At 41.8% G+C, this 17040-nt stretch carries 13 protein-coding genes; 9 read left to right on the top strand and 4 right to left on the bottom strand.

Features of this window, described 5'->3' with window-relative positions; translation table 11 throughout:
- Positions 1-20: 20 nt before the first annotated feature.
- Entirely contained in the window at positions 21-1799 is a 1779-nt protein-coding gene (locus BB427_RS05435; protein WP_069019202.1) for a M61 family metallopeptidase, read from the bottom strand.
- A gap of 178 nt (positions 1800-1977) precedes the next feature.
- Between BB427_RS05435 and BB427_RS05430 the strand changes: the two genes are divergently transcribed.
- From BB427_RS05430 to BB427_RS05405, 6 genes are all read left to right on the top strand, one after another.
- Positions 1978-3510 (top strand): GGDEF domain-containing protein, encoded by a 1533-nt coding sequence (locus BB427_RS05430; protein WP_069019201.1) that lies wholly within the window; start codon positions 1978-1980, stop codon positions 3508-3510.
- A gap of 103 nt (positions 3511-3613) precedes the next feature.
- The gene (gene ppnN / locus BB427_RS05425) at positions 3614-4957 is read left to right on the top strand and encodes a nucleotide 5'-monophosphate nucleosidase PpnN (protein ID WP_039495285.1); all 1344 of its coding nucleotides are present in this window, start codon (positions 3614-3616) and stop codon (positions 4955-4957) included.
- 5 nt (positions 4958-4962) lie between these two features.
- On the top strand, positions 4963-5733 hold the full coding sequence (xni, locus tag BB427_RS05420) for a flap endonuclease Xni (protein ID WP_069019200.1): 771 nt from the start codon (positions 4963-4965) through the stop codon (positions 5731-5733).
- A 139-nt stretch (positions 5734-5872) separates the two neighbouring features.
- Complete coding sequence (locus BB427_RS05415; protein WP_010377120.1) at positions 5873-6256, top strand: DUF3192 domain-containing protein; 384 nt, start codon at positions 5873-5875, stop codon at positions 6254-6256.
- 167 nt (positions 6257-6423) lie between these two features.
- Positions 6424-8115, top strand: a complete 1692-nt coding sequence (locus BB427_RS05410; RefSeq protein ID WP_069019199.1) for a hypothetical protein — start codon at positions 6424-6426, stop codon at positions 8113-8115.
- Positions 8116-8311: 196 nt separating this feature from the next.
- Complete coding sequence (locus BB427_RS05405; RefSeq protein WP_010377116.1) at positions 8312-9319, top strand: isocitrate dehydrogenase; 1008 nt, start codon at positions 8312-8314, stop codon at positions 9317-9319.
- Between the two features lie 34 nt (positions 9320-9353).
- Here the strand turns inward: BB427_RS05405 and BB427_RS05400 are convergent, their stop codons facing one another.
- On the bottom strand, positions 9354-12326 hold the full coding sequence (locus BB427_RS05400; RefSeq protein ID WP_069019198.1) for an immune inhibitor A domain-containing protein: 2973 nt from the start codon (positions 12324-12326) through the stop codon (positions 9354-9356).
- Between the two features lie 366 nt (positions 12327-12692).
- On the opposite strand from BB427_RS05400, the gene BB427_RS05395 reads away from it, so the two are divergent.
- The 3 genes from BB427_RS05395 (at position 12693) to BB427_RS05385 (ending at position 15567) form a co-directional block, all read left to right on the top strand.
- Entirely contained in the window at positions 12693-14414 is a 1722-nt protein-coding gene (locus BB427_RS05395) for an acetolactate synthase 3 large subunit (RefSeq protein WP_069019197.1), read from the top strand.
- The gene (gene ilvN / locus BB427_RS05390; protein ID WP_010377111.1) at positions 14414-14911 is read left to right on the top strand and encodes an acetolactate synthase small subunit; all 498 of its coding nucleotides are present in this window, start codon (positions 14414-14416) and stop codon (positions 14909-14911) included. Before BB427_RS05395 ends, ilvN begins: the two co-directional genes overlap by 1 nt.
- A 155-nt stretch (positions 14912-15066) precedes the next feature.
- Positions 15067-15567 (top strand): DUF4240 domain-containing protein, encoded by a 501-nt coding sequence (locus BB427_RS05385; protein WP_010377109.1) that lies wholly within the window; start codon positions 15067-15069, stop codon positions 15565-15567.
- 373 nt (positions 15568-15940) lie between these two features.
- On the opposite strand, the gene BB427_RS24395 is transcribed toward BB427_RS05385, so the two are convergent.
- Both BB427_RS24395 and BB427_RS05375 read right to left on the bottom strand, forming a co-directional pair.
- Complete coding sequence (locus tag BB427_RS24395) at positions 15941-16195, bottom strand: hypothetical protein (protein WP_069019196.1); 255 nt, start codon at positions 16193-16195, stop codon at positions 15941-15943.
- 391 nt (positions 16196-16586) lie between these two features.
- Positions 16587-17036: a GNAT family N-acetyltransferase gene (locus tag BB427_RS05375; RefSeq protein WP_069019195.1), complete on the bottom strand. Its 450-nt coding sequence runs from the start codon at positions 17034-17036 to the stop codon at positions 16587-16589.
- Positions 17037-17040: the final 4 nt, after the last annotated feature.

Here is a 17040-nt window from a genome sequence, read left to right as displayed (position 1 = left end):
TCAGCCCTTTTTGATTGCCATTATTTTATTTCATTTGGGTGAGAAACCCCCATCCACGCTTTATAAAGTAACGCTTGCTCGCTTGATAGGTTAGGTGTAAATGTTATCTTTTTGGGCTTATCATGGTCGCGGTCAAGCTTGATTTTCGTATTCATCAACTTATCACGACGGATAAAATCTACCGTGATTGTTTGACCTGGCTTGAAGTTTTCTAAGCTCGCTTTTAAATCTTTACGAACATGGTGCTTATCAAATGCAACGATAAGGTCGCCTGCTGTTAGTCCCGCTTGCCATGCATTTCCATCTCGAGCTACATGGGTCAGCTCCAGTAATTCACCCTTTTGTCTTGCCATACCATCTAAGCCTGCGATCATTTTAGCCGACTCTGGATAATCATAAACAAGTCCTACTTTGTCGAATAACTTGTCAAAGTCTATGTTCGCTGGTGTGTCAACATATTCATTCCACCAAGTATTGTAGTCTTGACCGGTAAGCGCTTTTAGGATGTTTTTAACATCTTCACTGGTGAAGCTATTTGGCAATTTATGCTGTTGGTAAAGCGCTTTATGAACGTCACGGTAGCTAATTTTTCCTTTTGATTTTTCGAGTAAGTCGATATCAAGTGCCATGGACACCAACGCACCTTCTGAATAGATATTGGTGCTGTAATTTATCCCATGATCGCCACCTTGATTGATCCATTTATCAAAGCTCGTTGCAGCAACCGACTGAACATGACGACCAGGAGTTTTCAAATGACGATTAACACGCTTAGTCAGCATTTTAAGATATTCGTCATTGGTGGTGATCCCTGCACTTAGCAGCAAATAATCCTCAAAGTAGCTGGTTGAGCCTTCAGCTAGCCACAACAAATCCGTGTAATTTGGTGCGACGTAATCATAAGGAACCATGCCCGCCGGGCGATAGTTTTTAACATTCCACGTGTGGATGAATTCATGTGCTGCTGTAGAGATAAAACCAATATAGTCATCTCTTTCTTTAAAACTGTCTCTATGTCTTTGAATAATCGTCGAGTTTAAGTGCTCTGTTGCCCCTCGTGCACCACTGGTTGCATGCACCATAAAGACATAACGGTCATAAGGATAATCGTGCCAAATGAGCGTGCCGGTTTGAACGAGTTTTTTAAGATCCGCGAGCATTTGGTCAGCGTCATAGTTACCCTCGCCCCAAATAACTAATTCATATTTGCGGCCATCTACTTCAAATTTGTGTAGCTGATTAATACCAGTTTCAATAGGGGAATCTAACAATATGTCGTAGTTATCAGCTTTGAAGCTGTGTTTTGAATCGGCAAAGTCCATACCAGAGACAGAACGCCAGCCTTTAGGTACATTGAGTTCAACAGAAACAGGCTCAGATCTGAAAGATTCACTAAACATCAAAAAGCCAGATGCATCAATAAACGCGTGGGTGTCATCTATGTGTCTGGCTCGAAGACCTAACTCATTGGCATAAATCTGATATTTAACCGTCAGCTCGGTAGGCTCGCTAAGGTGTACACGCCATGTGTTTTTATCAATTTTTTCCCATTTTTGTGCTTGCCCGCTTTGAGATTTTGCGTCAAAAAAGCGTACGCCGTTGGCTAAATCCAATATCTCGTAGCGACCTGTACGCCAATCTGGAAGTTGCACATCAATGGTTGATTGTGAGGATTTTGGAAACTTAACTTCTACTTCTGCAAGGTGATGCTGTGGTTGTGTAATTGAAATATGGTAGTCGACGTCAGCATAAACACTAAAGGTTGTTGTACATGCTAAGGCAATAAGACTTTTCTTCATTATTTTTGTTTCGGTAATTCGAGATAAAATCAATTTACCAAATCAGCGACTTACACGCGAAGTAATATCGATGAGTAAACAGCAAACTCCGATACTTTACCGTGTTAAATTTCTGCGCATAACGGCGTAATTTGTTGTAGACTTAGTAACTAAGAGATTATTTTATGATTGGAAATCTGTGACTGACAATGCCGTAATGCTCGAGCAGAAATTAAAGCAAGCCATAGAGGCTAGAAAAACGCTTGAGGATGCAAGAAAACAACAAGTAGAACTCCTTACTCAATTTGCTGCAAAGTTATCCTTAGCCTGCAAAGGGCAAGATGTTTCACTTGATAATCAGTTAGCTAAATTTCGTATTGCACTTAATAAAGGCGTCGATTTTGAGCTGCTTGTGCCTTTTATTGACGGAATTTCCGAGCCGCTAAAGTCACAAGAAGTGACCAATTCAAATAATCAAAAAGCATTGCAAACGGCAATTCAGCAAAGCGGAAAGTTACTGCAGAAGCTCAAGGGATTACCAGATGAGTCGCGCAGAAAGTTGCGTCATTTATTGGACGTAGAACTTGAAGATATCAACTCTACTAATGCTTACATCCCCGCATTAGAGTCTTTGGTTTCTATCTACCATACGGTTTTACAATCAAAAGTAGAAATTACTGAAGAAGCATCTCATAGCCACCACCCAGAACTAGCTGCTGAACTTCAAGCTTTGATCAACGAATTAATTTTCGAAGATGAAGTAATAGAAAAGGTTAAAGAGATCCGTGCAAGCGTTGCGGAAAACAATAGTTTAGATAATTTATATTCAGCAGCGACAGAAATCATTAAAATTATTGCGCAAACGATTGCCAAAGAGCGCCAATCCGCACAAGGTTTTTTGGTTTCACTGAATCAAACACTGGAAGAGCTACATCGCTCTATTGTTGAAACAACGGCGCGTTCAAAATCAACATCTAAAGAACTTCAGTCGTTAAACAATAAAATAGAATTAAAAATTCAAAACTTAAATCGGCAAACCCAAAACGCTAGCTCAATAACTGAGCTTAAAGCCTTGGTCGACAATGAGTTGAAACTACTGAGTGCTGATTTGATAGAGCGTGAAAAGCTTGAAAAAAATGAACGAGAGGCGCTGCTTGACTCGTTTGATGCAATTAATAATCGTATTAACACCTTAGAGTCTAAAGTTTCAAATTATAAAAAGCGACTCAGCGAACAAAAGTTCAAAAGCTTATTGGATAGCTTAACTAAGTTACCAAATAGAGCAGCTTTCGATGAGCGTCTAACTCATGAAATGCACCTATTTGAGATAAACGACTCAGATGTGACGCTGGTTGTCATCGACGTTGATCACTTTAAATCTATCAACGACCGTTATGGTCATAGTGCGGGCGACAAAACATTGCAAGTGATCGCACGAGCTCTTAAAAAGTCTATTAGGAAAAGTGATTTTATCGCACGCTACGGCGGCGAGGAATTTGTTTTGCTAATGCCAGGTATGCCGCTGACTCATGCGCAAAAACCGCTTGAAAAAGTAAGGCAAGTCATTAAATCTATACCATTCAAATTTAAAGAAAAAGAAGTCGAAATTACGATTTCTCTCGGTGCTACTCAGTTTGTCAAAGGGGACACTGCATTGAGTGCCTTTGACCGAGCTGATGCAGCGCTTTATGAAGCGAAGAACAGCGGGCGAGATAGATTGTGTTTTAAGTAAATAGAGTTAACTTTGGCAAAAGCAGAGTGGCGAAACATTATACTCGTCCCCGCTTTGCTCAGTTATACCAATTCGCTGTGCATTACAAACAAGGAGTAAGCCTATGCAAGTAGAGCTAAACCCAACTGGGGTTCTTAACTTATTATCAAGATTGGAAGTCGATTTACTTCAGCAGTCAACCACAAGTGAGAGATACAGGCTTTTTAGAAATTGTGCATTGGCGGTGTTGAATGTAGGAAGTCATACTGATTCCAGTTCTGAAATCTATAACAAATACGAAGATTTTGATATCCAGCTACTCGCACGCGAGCGAGGAATAAAAATTGCGTTAAGCAACCCCCCCGAGTCAGCTTTTGTCGATGGTCAAATAATTACCGGTATCCATGAGCACATATTCTCTGTGATCCGCGACATACTTTTTATTTGTCAAAAATACCACGGTGAAAATAAATCGCCGGTAGAAATCACCCATATGGTTTTTGACATGCTGCGCAACGCTGATGCGCTTGAAGTGAATAAAGACCCTAACATGATTGTCTGTTGGGGCGGTCATTCAATCAATGAAGTTGAATACAAATACACCAAGGAAGTGGGTTATCAACTTGGCCTTCGCGGCCTAAACATTTGTACTGGTTGTGGACCAGGCGCAATGAAAGGCCCGATGAAAGGAGCGACAATTGGTCATGCTAAGCAACGGATCTCGAATAACCGTTATTTAGGCCTTACCGAACCCAGTATTATTGCCGCTGAGCCGCCTAACCCTATTGTTAATGAGTTAGTGATTTTGCCTGATATCGAAAAACGTCTAGAAGCGTTTGTACGCATTGCGCATGGCATCATTATTTTCCCAGGCGGTGCTGGAACAGCTGAAGAGCTGCTTTATTTACTGGGTATTTTGTTACATCCAGAAAACGAAAAGCAATGTTTACCTGTGATTTTAACTGGCCCTAAAGAGTCAGCTGCATATTTTGAAGAACTCAGTGCCTTTGTTGAAAAAACACTCGGGAAAGAAGCTCTGTCTAAGTTTGAGATTATCGTAGACAATCCAGAGCTGGTAGCCAAAAAGCTCAAACAATCGATGGCAACGGTGCGCGAGTATCGTAAGTCCGAAGGTGATGCCTATTACTTTAATTGGACATTAAAGATTGAAAATGATTTTCAGCATCCATTTGCACCAACCCATGAAAATATGTCGGGCTTAGACTTACACCTAGAGCAACCAAAACAATTACTGGCCGCTAACTTAAGACGTGCTTTTTCTGGTATTGTTGCCGGTAATGTGAAAGATGAAGGTATTACAGCAATTAAACAGCATGGTCCGTATGAACTAAGTGGTGATAAATCACTGATGGCCGATATGGATAAGCTGCTGGGTGCATTTGTGGCTCAGGGGCGAATGAAGCTACCTGGGAGCAAATATATACCGTGTTATAAAATTAAAGCTTAGAGTGAATGAATAATTTGTTGTTAATAGATGCGCTTAACCTTATCAGGCGCATCTATGCTGTTAACGAACCAAAAGGTAATAAAGAACAAGAGGCCCATATAAAGGCCTCTTGTCTTCGTGTAGAGCAAGCTACTCGTAGCTTGTTACGTAAAACGGGGGCGACACACGCCGTTGCAGTCTTTGATGGTGATAAGAGTTGGCGTTATCACTTCTACCCAAAATATAAAATAAGCCGTCAACCAATGCCCGAATTCCTAAATCAGAATCTCGATAAGTTTTCAGAAGCGTTCACAAATGTCGGTGTTAAATCATTTAATCCCGAACATGATGAAGCTGACGATGTTATCGCGACCCTTGCCTGTAAAGCCGCTGCCGCCAATGTTAACTGTACGATAGTATCGACTGATAAAGGCTTCTTACCCCTGATAAATGAAGCTATCTCTGTGTACGACTATTTCAAAAAGTCGATAATTTCTATTGAAGATATCAAAAGTCGATTTTCTGTTACCCAAAGCAAGCTCGAAATGTTTTGGGCATTAAGCGGCGACAAGACGAACGATATCCTTGGTGTTACAGGGGTTGGGGTCAAGACGGCGCAAGAGCTACTCGCAAAACATGACGACTTTGAAAGTATGCTAAAAGATGAGACCTTAAAGCCTGCTGCAAAAGCAAAATTAGAGGCCGGAGCAAGCGACTATGTTACCAGCCTTGCACTAGTGACACTAAGAAGAGATATTGAAATTGGCTTTAGTTTGAAGGATATACGAGTGGTTTGAAGGGACTTTTGATTGGCAATGTATTACATCGTCGCTAAGCGCTAGGCGAATGTAGATGACTTTGATATATTGCATACAAGCGTATCTCAGTTTTTGCAGATACAAGGTCTGTTTTACCCATTCTTTATTGAGCAGTTAGATGATTAGGAAAATACTACAGTACATATTTCTTGGCCTTGCGGTTTACGTTACTGTGGTGTTTCTCGTGATCAATTATTATAAAGATGACCCGCAAGCGATGATTTGGCAGGACCGAGAAGCGTTTAACAATCGTTTCATTCGTAATCTTAGCCTTGAGAAGCCGACTGAGTTAGACACTGTGTTAGATACCTTGGGTAGCCCGGATCTAACGTATGTAAAGAAGAAACAAGACAATACGATTGTACAAATTGTGTTTTATCGCACTCAGCTTGTAAAACCAGATGGTATTACTACGGAAGATGAATGCACCGGATTATTGTTTGAAAATGGCATATTAAAGCTTTGGGGACCTGGTGCTCGGGTCACATTTGATAAAGTGTGATACCAATTAAATTAATCTTTCAACCAATTTGAAGGGTAAAATACCATAATAGCTTCGTTAACAACGCCTCATTTAGAACAACTAAATAGCAATGTTTTTGCCTTGCTAAGAAAGCTATTTTACCGTTTTAAAATAGAGCGTTTACTTAATAAAATTGGTAAAGATAGATGGATGCAAGGATAGTTACTAGTAAAACGCTGTTCGCGATAGCCCAAGGTACACACAAAGTATTACGTCTTTATTATCACAAAGAGAAGTGGTCTTCTATCTACCCTACCCTAGTTAAACTTGCACAGCTTTATATGGGCTGTTATGAGTCCTCGCCTAGTAGCATGCATGGGCAGCTTGGACTGTATTCACAAAATTTGGGTTACAACACTAATCTGGTCATGAATCAAAATGTGTTGGTTTGTATGGCTTGTCATCACTTAAAGTTTTCTCGTGCAGTGACCGAAGAACTATTGCTTGCAAGCTTTGCTGACTATTTATGCGTGGCTAGAGAAAGCGATCAACTCGCAGCAGGTAATAAGTTAGACGCACAGCAAGATAAGCTTTGGAAAGTTCGTCATCAATTGGCCGTACAAATACTGAGTGATGGGCAAACACCTAACTTGCAATGTTTGCGAATTTTATCTCGCCTTTCAAACTATGACAGCAAGCTAGTGGCTTCTACCCCTCAGCGCTTTAATGACCATGCTTCTTTGATTGTGGCAATCGCTCACCGATTAGCAAGCTTAATAACGCCAACACACAAGCAAAATTGCGTGGCTTTAGACAGAGCGATTAAGCTTCTTTATAGCAAGCTTAGTTATGCTTTTTCATTAAAAGTGCTGAGTGCAATTGCAGGAGCATTTGTTAAACATCCTGCGGGGTTGCTGTGCGAGATTAAAGGCGAAGTGGGCTTTTTGGTGATACAAAGCAATAGTGAAAAGATAATTGCTGTTGTCGAACAAGGGCAAACCAAAAAGCTGGCGAAGGCCAACCGTAAATTCCAGTTTCACTGTGGTTTAACTGCAACGACAGATGCAAAGCTACTTTACAATATCTGGGACCGAGCTGCTGAACCGGCAGCACTTCCATTCGGTTCTGAACATTTACATCTACTAGAAACAGTAAAAGCCTTATCTCACAGTCAATTTCAAAGTATTCGTGCACTTGAAAAGCTGATTTGCGAGTTCGATTCGGTGTCAAGTGCATTGCAGATCGCAGCAAAGCAGTATAACCGTGAAAATCTAAAAGCCGCATCGGTTAGGCATTCTCTCGCCATGGTAGGACTTGATGCAGCTGGATTACTGGCGCAGCGAGTATTGCTTGAGCAGATCATAGCCAATCATAAGCTTCCTTTCACAGAAGATATCGTGCATAAATATGGCGTAATTAGTCAAATTATCGCCTTATATGTTGGGGAAAGTTATGGTGAACAATTTGAGCGTTTACTGTCGCCATTTGCAGCGGTTATTGTATTTTTAGTGACTAAACAAGGGGTAGAGATCCAACATGCCACTGCACTCCATTCTCGTGAGTATTCAGAAGAACTAGTATCCATTGCTAACCTATTTGGGATCCGCGCAATAGCAAAAGATAAATACCTAGACTTTAATCAGCAGTACTTTGAAAAAAGCATTCTTCATAAGGCAATGTTAGATAGCGAAACGTTAAAAAAATCTCAGACCAATACGCAGTGTAAACTGTTCATTTTTATCAAACTGATTGCACTTAAAGTGATATCCCCCAACTTTGTGTTAACTGCATGGCAAAAACAAATAGTCGATGACGTATTAGCTGAAAGTCGTTTTGTTACCGCACAAAAGTTTGATGTAGCGCTACTAGAGGCCGGATTTTACTCATCTATTGCCTGATATTTATTCTATAAATACTATCAATAACAAGCATAAATCATATGTATGTCATTTTTTCATTCCATACTGGAATAAGACCTAATTAATTGCTATAAAACGCGGCTTAAACAAGCGAACGTACACCTTTGTTAATTTCTACTAAACTTAGTCTGCAATTCTTCTCGGGTGTATTCCAACTTTTGATAAAGGAAAAAACATGGCACAGCAAACCATCACAGTTATCCGTGGCGACGGCATTGGCCCTAGCATCATCGATTCAGCAATCGAGATCTTAAAAGCCGTAGGTTGCGACTATGAATACGAGTACGTAGACGCAGGTTTGGCTGCTTTAGAAAAAACAGGTGAATTACTTCCAGCTGCAACGCTAGAAGCAATTGAGCGTAACAAAATCACGCTTAAGGGCCCATTAACTACACCTGTTGGCGAAGGTTTCACTTCAATCAACGTGACATTGCGTAAGCATTTTGGCCTTTACGCAAACGTTCGTCCAGTTAAGTCATTTGAAGGTACTAAAGCACGTTACGATGATATTGATATCATTACCGTACGTGAAAACACGCAAGGTATGTACTCAGGTCTTGGTCAAGTTGTTTCTGAAGATGGTAACGAAGCGGAAGCAATGTCAAAGATCACTCGCGAAGGTGCCGAAAAGATCGTAACTTTCGCTTATGAGTTAGCACAGCGTGAAGGTCGTAAGAAAGTAACAGCGGTTCACAAAGCGAACATCCTAAAATCAACTTCGGGTCTATTCCTTAAAGTTGCTCGTGAAGTGGGTGAGCGTTACCCTGAAATTGAATCAGCAGAAATGATCGTTGATGCGACTTGTATGAAACTTGTAATGACGCCTGAAGAGTTTGATGTGATCGTCACAACAAACCTTTTCGGTGATATCCTTTCTGATCTTTGTGCGGGTCTTGTTGGTGGTCTTGGTATGGCACCAGGTGCAAACATTGGTACTGATGCTGCAATCTTTGAAGCGGTTCACGGTAGCGCACCAGATATCGCAGGCAAAAACCTTGCAAACCCAACTTCTGTTATTCTAGCTTCAATTCAAATGCTTGAGTACTTAGGCGAAGCTGATAAAGCGGAAAAAATCCGCAGTGCAGTAGCTGACGTTATCAAGAGCGGTGACCGTACAACGCGCGATCTTGGTGGTAGCCACGGCACTACCGATTTCACACAGGCGGTAATTGAGCGCCTTTAATTCTTAACGCTCAATTTAATTCTTGGGTGGTGCGTTAGCACCACCTTCTTCTTAATCCCACTAGCATTCCACCGATTAACGCAAACCATCCGATACTGCCGCCAGACGATCCGCTATCACCAGAGTCCGTCGGCGTTGTTGTTGGTGCCATCACTGTGATCTCAACAGTGCCTTTCGCGCTTTGATCTGCACCATCCGATAGCGTTAACACGACATTATATGTACCCGCTTGAGTGTAACTATGCGTTGTAGTCAAATCAGAACCTTGTGTGCCATCACCGAAATCCCAACTTGCTTGATAGTTACCATCACCACCAGCAGCAGTTGCGACAAAGCTTGCCTGTAAGTCAGATGTGGTCGCTGTGGCTTCAATGCTTAGTGGTACTACAACGGTCACTGAGGTCGATTTAGTCACCGTTTCACCTTCGGCGTCTTTCACATTAAGCGTTACTGTGTAGGTGCCGCTTAGCTCATAGATATGTTCAACTGAGTTTGATGTTGCTGTTGTCCCATCACCAAAGTTCCACTCAAGCGCATAAGGCGCTGTGCCACCGATGATTTCGGCATTGAAGATAAAGCCTTGTCCTACTGCGGTCGCTTTGATATCACCGACTGCAAGCGAGATTGGCTCGACGTTGCCAACGCTGACATTTGAACTTAACGCTGAACTGCTCCCGTCAGCTTTGGTTCGTGTGAACATTACCGTATAGTTGCCAATATCTTGATAGCTGTGAACAGGTGAAAGCGCGTTACTTGTTTGACCATCACCAAAGCTCCACAAAAAACTATCTGATTCGTTTAATGCTAAGCCTTTGACATTAAACTTAACGGTGTTTTGAGATTGTACTTGAGTGATTTTAGGGTCGCTGAGATAAATTACACCGACTTGCGCACTGCTTGCATCTTCTTCTATGGTATTCAATCTAAGTTGAACACCAAAACCAGGCAAACTAACACCTGACTCTTTTTGGATGGAGAAAGTGTAATCCTGAGTATCATCAAACGTACTGATTGGCGTGAGATGTTGATCGCCAAGACCTGCTTTTTGAGTATCTAAACGCAGTGTTGCATCTTTGACCTGAATAATACTCGTTGCAGGTGTCGTACCGTCGGCTTTGAAAATTGGGTTTTGGTCTTGGTCAATCACCAACATATCGCCAGAACCGGGGTGTAACGAAGTAGAATTATTGCTTTGCCCATCGTTGCTGTACCACATCAACACACCAGAATTATAACCAGACAAAGACAAACCAGCATCTAACCCTCTAAATGAGCGTAAATGCGCATAGTAAGCGTTACTAGGCTTAGCTCTGTAGCCCGAGATTTTACGAAAACCGTTGTAGACTAAGTCGTTTGTTGGCTCTGCGGTATTGGTATAAATTTGCGTACCATCCGCTGTCACTGAGATATTATCTAGTAATACCCCTTTAAGTGTTTCAAAATCGTCAGTTTGATAAACGAATGTTACGGTGACAGTTTGTCCTCGGTACGCTGATATATCAAAATCTAGCGTAATTGGGTTAGCCCCAAAAGCAGACGACTCGCCATCCATGTAATTAGTGACACTGGCATAATTTGGATGATTTGATTTTGTGGTATTGCCTGCAATTGGCTGTCCATTTACCGCCACTTGGAAAATATCGTAGTTAAGCTCGATACTATAATTTGCAAGCATGGATAATGAAATTTGGCTTGCGTTAGGTAAGCTTACGGTAAAACTTGCTTGGTTATTGAGTTTGTCGTCTTGTCCGGAGTAATAGTGATAATTTCCATCAAGTGGCGTTACAAATTCCTCTAGTTCCGCAGGCAAATTTATCTTTATTTGATTCGTAGTACCATTGTTCACCCCAATATCTGTGAGTGTTACCGTTTGTTCTGTGCTCAAATCATCAAACGTGTACTCGGTTTGGGTTAACCAATTTCCTGCATAATTTTGTTGCAAAAACTCAAGGCTTTTAGGGGAGAACTGGGTGGGCTGCGAGCCACTTAATTGACCTAAGTAACTGCCTGAAGACATGACTGACCAAAGCGCAACGGGTTCACCTATGTCATTGGAATTTAAATCGTATTCGTCCGGTAATCCGAGGTCATGACCAAACTCGTGGACAACCACACCGATTGCAGCATCAATCGGATTAATGGTGTAGTTATAAACCTTGTAGTTGGTATCTGGAATTGCCTTAGGTTGGTTGTTTTCGTCAAATACGAAGAAGCGATGTGACCAAATTGCGTCCGTATCTAATACGCCGCCGCCCGCTTCTTGACCAATACTTGAGTGAAATAACATGACATGGTCGATAATGCCGTCAGGCTCAAGGCGGTTGCCATCACCATCTATGTCGTTCAAATCTGTTTTATCGTACTCAGATAAGTCGATATTAAATTGGGTCACAGCTTTGCTTACAGCTTCGAATACCAACTCTTCCGGTCGTAAGTCTCGGGTATCGCCTTCTTGTTCACCATAGTAGGCTGCATTTTGAGCGGCTCTTACCCAGCCAAATGCATTGCCAGATACCTTAAAGCTGCCGCCTGAGGCCGCTTGATAAAACTGGGTAGCGGATTGCAACGATTCGTTGTTAGGCCCGTTATAGCCGCTATCTGAGTACAATAGTGATTGGTAGTGAGACGCGGGATAGCTTGGGTAGTACATATCCGTATCACCCGGGTTTAGTCGGTTTTGGTCGTTAGGCAAATCCGGGAAATCAACCAGAATAGCAAGAATTTTCGCTTCATTAAGTGTTTGCGCCGTGCCCACCGCAAATTGTTTGCCTAACTTAGTATTGCCAAGGTGCACATTTTTAATTGCATACGGTGTTTTTATTTGGCTGGCAATGGGCTTTGTTTTGGTGAATTGCTCAATTGCAATTTTCCGCTCGTATTCACTCAGTGTCCGGCCGAGCTTTTTCTCCTGCCAGTAGATAACCTGATCTTTGTAGAGCACCTGCGCTGACGCAGCACTTGATAGCAGCGTGACCGATGACAATATGCTTAGTTTAAAAATATTCATCTAAGAGACCCCAGTACAATTGAGCTTTAAGTTTAGCATTTTTATCGCTTTGTTCCCGTATAAGTGCTACTAAATAAAAAATCTAATTGGTGGTGAATTTTAAATTGAAATGTAATATTTCAACAATTGAAAGGTGGAAAGGTGGAATTTATATCTAATACTGTGTAGGCTAACTTTGAAATCAACTTAAAGGCAAAATAATGACTAATTTCTTTCAACTAATCGTTCTCGTGGTGGTACTGGTCTCTTCATAGAGTTCAGCGGGGAGCTATTACTTGAAAGAAATACTCAAACCCCGCAACCAGCGGGGTTTTTTTTTGATTTTAGAAATATAACAGGCACGCACAGTCAACGAGGAATGAGGTAATGGCAGAGCAATACAACGGCTCCGAGCTAGTAGTAAAAGCATTGAGCGCATTAAAAGTAAAATACATATTTGGTTATCCCGGCGGATCGGTTCTTGATCTTTATGATGCCTTGTTTCAGCAATCAGATATTGAGCATATCTTGGTTAGACATGAGCAAGCAGCAACCCACATGGCAGACGGTTATGCCAGAGCAACGGGAGACGTCGGTGTCGTCCTTGCGACCAGTGGCCCTGGTGCCACTAACTGCATTACAGGGATCGCGACCGCTTATATGGATTCAATCCCAATGGTTGTACTCTCAGGGCAAGTACCTTCAAACCTAATCGGCGATGATGCGTTTCAAGAGACGGATATTGTTGGTTGCTCTCGCCCTATCGTTAAACACAGTTTTAACTGCCGCGATGCGACAAAAATCCCAGAAGTATTAGCTAAAGCATTTTATCTAGCCAACTCTGGTAGACCGGGACCGGTTGTGGTTGAGCTGCCAAAAGATATTTTGAACCCTGCGCTTAAATTCTATTATCAGATGCCTGAACAGATTGATATGCGAACTTACAACCCGAGTGTAAAGGGGCATTCCAAGCAGATCCGCAAAGCGGTTGAAGCCATTATTGAAGCGAAGCGTTTGGTTATCTATTCTGGCGGCGGCATTATTCTTTCGAATACCTCGGAAAAACTAACTGAGCTGGTTGAGAAATTAAACGCGCCTATCACCAATACCCTAATGGGTCTTGGCGGGATCAGTGGCACACACCCTAACTTTATTGGCATGTTAGGGATGCACGGAAGTCTTGAAGCGAATAAGGCAATGGCAAATGCCGATGTTATCTTAGCGTTAGGGGCGCGTTTTGATGACCGTGTGACCAATAACGTTAAGAAGTTTTGTCCGGATGCCAAAATTGTTCACGTTGATGTCGATCCAACTTCAATTTCTAAGACCATTCAAGCGCATATTCCAGTTGTGGGCTGCTTAGATACAGTGATGGAGCAATTGCTACGCGGTATCGAAAAAAGCGAGAAGCGCATCGACCGCGCTGCACAAGAAGATTGGTGGCAAGCAATTACCACATGGCGTGCTCAGAAATGCTTGTCGTTTACTGCGGGTGTAGAAAAAATCAAACCGCAAACGGTTATCGAAAAGCTATACCAAATGACCAGTGGTGACGCGTATGTTTGCTCGGATGTAGGACAACACCAGATGTTTGCAGCGCAGTACTATCCGTTCAAATCACCTCGTCAATGGATCAATTCAGGCGGCCTTGGCACCATGGGATTTGGTTTACCCGCTGCGATGGGCGTAAAAATGGCATTTCCGCAAAGTGAAGTATTGTGCGTAACTGGGGATGGCTCTATCCAAATGAATATTCAGGAACTTTCAACCTGTTTGCAATACGGCCTTGCTGTCAAGGTCATCTCGTTAAACAACCGCTCGCTTGGTATGGTACGCCAATGGCAAGACATGATGTATGAGGGACGTCACGCGAGCTCTTATATGGAGTCACTGCCTGATTTTGTTGCGCTTGCCGAGAGTTATGGTCATATCGGTATTCGGGTTGATAAGCCTGAGCAACTTGATGCGGCGCTGGAAAAAGCAATGTCGATTAAAGACCGACTTGTATTTTTAGATATTTTGGTTGATGAGTCTGAGCATGTGTATCCAATGCAAATTAAGCAAGGTGCGATAGACGAGATGTGGTTGAAAAAAGGAGTAAAAGCATAATGAGAAGAATACTATCGATTTTATTAGAGAATGAACCTGGCTCCCTTTCTCGTATTGTGGGTTTATTTTCTCAACGTGCGTACAACATTGACAGCTTAACAGTGGGTACAACCGCAGACAAAACGCTATCTCGTATTACCATCACGACCCAAGGCGATGACCGCATTGTTGAACAAATCACCAAGCAAGTTAATAAGTTGGTGGATGTGCTTAAGGTTATTGATCTAACTGATATGCAGCACATTGAAAGAGAGCTGCTACTGGTAAAAGTCTATGCCAGAGATGAAGTAACACGAGCTGCTATCAATCGTGTTGCTGAGGTGTTTCAAGCCAGTATTATAGATATGGGCAAGCAAAGTTATATATTACAGATGGTAAGCTCAGCCGACCGTCTTGAGTCTTTCTTGGATCTATTACGTCACGAAAGCGACATTATTGAACTTGTGCGCTCTGGCGCGGTAGGTATTGGCCGAGGTGACAAAGCGCTGAAAGGTTAAAACTACTTACCTTTTAGCTGTCACTGTTATCTTTTTACGCGGGTAAGCACGTAGTATTACGTACAACCCGCTTCAGCTATTTTGCATGGCAGCTTCGATTTACTCTCATTAGGTTACTGGTTATAATTTCGTTTTTATCAAGTTAGATTATGCACATGGAACTCGAACGCTTCTGGCAGCTTGTCACCGCCCCCGATCATTCAAACGATAATGAATATTTAAAAACGCGTTTATCACCGCTAAGTTCAGAAGAAATTGCTCAGTTCGATGCATTATATACCAAAGAACTAAGAGCACTGTGGCATTGGGATAACTGGAAAGTGGCCTACGTGATTGCAGGCTGTAATAGCGAATATGACTTCTTAGATTTTTGTAATTGGATTATCAGTCGCGGCCCTGAAGCGGTAAGCGTACTCACTGCGGAACCAGACGAATTAGCTAATAAGTTTGCTATTCCGAATAAAGACGACCTGCCCTACCCGTTTATTGACGAATTAGATTTAGTTGCAGGGTTGCTTTTTGAAGAAAAAAATCAAGACGAACTCCCATATCACAGTGTCGTGAACTTTCCGCCGCAAGGCAAAAAGTTTAAAAATAAACCAAAACAGTTAAAGGCTGAACTACCTCAACTTTTTGGTCAATATTGGCTTGGATAAGGTTTAGTTTATTGTTTTATGTGATGGGTTTTAGTTGTTCTAGAGTTAGACGCTGAAACTCATTATTACAATCGCAAAATGTCACCGCTCCAGATAGCCTATCAATCCTTCCCGCTAACCTACCAAAATGACTTTGCTAAAAACACAACCTCTTGTTAAGTCTTAAGCAGTGGAATACTATGCTTATTCACTATTTCGGGAACAAAAAGAATAGTGAACTTAAACATTGATTCTTTTCTGCCTCTCTGTCCATTTCTTAATTTTTTTGAGTGAAAAACACCTAAGTTGAAGTTGCGATTTTATGCCCGTATTTCGATTAATAAAAAGCTTATACATGAATTCCTTGGCTGGTAGTCATATATGATTGCTGGCATTAACAACTTCCGCCATCTCCACCATTGCAGCCACCATCCCCTCCTGAATTGCCGAAAAAGCCTCCGCCATCACCATTCGTTCTGCCCGTATAGTTGCCAGAGCCTCCAAAGGAAGAAGTAACTTTACCAACCAACAAGATTAGCAATAGGCCTGATAAAATGGGACTAAAGATCCCTTCAAACCCTGATGAAGAAGAAAAGTCAGTGAAAAATGAGAATAATGCTAACCCTACGACGTAGATTAAAGTTTTCATATTTTCCGCTCTCTATTAGAGTATCATAGGTTATTAGCACTAATATACCTTGTAATGCTGAAACCGTCACCGTCCTCTTATAGCTGTCTGGCAGGTGAATTCTAAACCTAATAAGTAATACTGATCGTAAGCTCATTTATGCGCTGGTAAAAATTAGCTGATACTTATACCGTCAGTATCTCTTGGTAATCACGCAAAAAACAGAGCAAATATTTACACCAATAATTTGCACTTTCAAAAGTCCCCCAGCATTGATGCAAATGGTGGTAGGCGTCACCAATTCCCGTTAACGGCTGAATGAAATTACAGCTATAGGCTCAGGTATTCTTTGGCAGATAAAAACGCCAAAGTACACGTTCGAGCTATCTGAAGTTCATATAACTTCGTCTTGCTAGTACTGCCCTTTTATACGAACCATTTCATTCGCATACACTGACTCGCCATTATATTCAGTGAGAAATTCATCAGACACTTCGAATCCGTATGCCTTGTATAACTCCTTTGCAGGCTCATTTGTCTTGGCGACAAAAAGGTTCGCCCTGCCGCATATTTGTGACAAAAGGAATTCAAGTATTTTTCTTCCGATTCCGTTTCCTCTAGCACTAGGGCAAACAAATAGTGCCCTAATCTCTGACCCAAATATTGCTCCAAACCCAAGAATACTCCCATCATCAAAAACGTATATCTTTGATTCCTTTAGCGCTGATAGTCTCTTTTCATCATTTTCTAGAGGTAAGAGCTTAAATGTCTTCTTCTCAAAACGAAGCTCATCCAGCTTAGATTTCGAATAGATCTCAAAAATTCTCGGATAGTCTTCCTCTGTCAACTCTCGAATATTCATATGG

It is taken from the genome of Pseudoalteromonas sp. BMB (assembly GCF_001709235.1).
In the GTDB taxonomy this organism is placed as follows: Bacteria; Pseudomonadota; Gammaproteobacteria; order Enterobacterales; family Alteromonadaceae; genus Pseudoalteromonas; species Pseudoalteromonas maricaloris.
Note: the sequence above shows the minus strand (reverse complement) of the source record. Positions and strands in the feature narration are given on the sequence as shown.

Coding starts and splice junctions, on each gene's coding strand:
- BB427_RS05435 (WP_069019202.1), bottom strand. CDS start 1,799: ATGAAGAAAAGTCTTATTGCCTTAGCATGTACAACAACCTTTAGTGTT.
- ppnN (WP_039495285.1), top strand. CDS start 3,614: ATGCAAGTAGAGCTAAACCCAACTGGGGTTCTTAACTTATTATCAAGA.
- xni (WP_069019200.1), top strand. CDS start 4,963: ATGAATAATTTGTTGTTAATAGATGCGCTTAACCTTATCAGGCGCATC.
- BB427_RS05415 (WP_010377120.1), top strand. CDS start 5,873: ATGATTAGGAAAATACTACAGTACATATTTCTTGGCCTTGCGGTTTAC.
- BB427_RS05410 (WP_069019199.1), top strand. CDS start 6,424: ATGGATGCAAGGATAGTTACTAGTAAAACGCTGTTCGCGATAGCCCAA.
- BB427_RS05405 (WP_010377116.1), top strand. CDS start 8,312: ATGGCACAGCAAACCATCACAGTTATCCGTGGCGACGGCATTGGCCCT.
- BB427_RS05400 (WP_069019198.1), bottom strand. CDS start 12,326: ATGAATATTTTTAAACTAAGCATATTGTCATCGGTCACGCTGCTATCA.
- BB427_RS05395 (WP_069019197.1), top strand. CDS start 12,693: ATGGCAGAGCAATACAACGGCTCCGAGCTAGTAGTAAAAGCATTGAGC.
- ilvN (WP_010377111.1), top strand. CDS start 14,414: ATGAGAAGAATACTATCGATTTTATTAGAGAATGAACCTGGCTCCCTT.
- BB427_RS05385 (WP_010377109.1), top strand. CDS start 15,067: ATGGAACTCGAACGCTTCTGGCAGCTTGTCACCGCCCCCGATCATTCA.
- BB427_RS24395 (WP_069019196.1), bottom strand. CDS start 16,195: ATGAAAACTTTAATCTACGTCGTAGGGTTAGCATTATTCTCATTTTTC.
- BB427_RS05375 (WP_069019195.1), bottom strand. CDS start 17,036: ATGAATATTCGAGAGTTGACAGAGGAAGACTATCCGAGAATTTTTGAG.